Annotated in this window: 1 protein-coding gene; it reads right to left on the bottom strand. The window is 38.4% G+C overall.

The features are described 5' to 3' along the window. Positions 1 to 37: 37 nt before the first annotated feature. Positions 38 to 430: nitroreductase family protein (locus SB717_RS33825; protein ID WP_410907178.1), on the bottom strand; the 393-nt coding region annotated here is incomplete at its 5' end.

Here is a 430-nt window from a genome sequence, read left to right as displayed (position 1 = left end):
AAAAGACACCCTCGTAAAAACGAGAATGTCTCATCTATTAACCTTCAATAATCTCCATCTTCTCCATAATTGGAGTACGAGCTTTTCCTTCTGGTGCTTTATCGAAATAGCCGATATGAAGAATTCCAACGATACGTTGGCCTCTTGTTAAACCGATTCCTTCTATAAATAATGGATTGTAGTTTAATCCGCCTGATTTCCAAACGCAACCTAATCCGCGTTCCCAAGCAAGAAGTTGGAAGTTTTGCATGAATGCACATGTTGCAGCATAATCTTCATCACGTTGAATTTGACGCGGATCTTCATTTATATATACAACGATTTGTGCAGGCGTGCTTAAAAAACGATCTAATAAAATTTTACCGCGTTTCGCTCTTTCTTCTTCTGTGAAAGAGTTTAATACTGCATCTACTAATTTCTTGCGGCCTTC

The organism is Priestia sp. SIMBA_032, assembly GCF_046535215.1.
GTDB classification, from domain to species: domain Bacteria; phylum Bacillota; class Bacilli; order Bacillales; family Bacillaceae_H; genus Priestia; species Priestia aryabhattai.
Note: the sequence above shows the minus strand (reverse complement) of the source record. Positions and strands in the feature narration are given on the sequence as shown.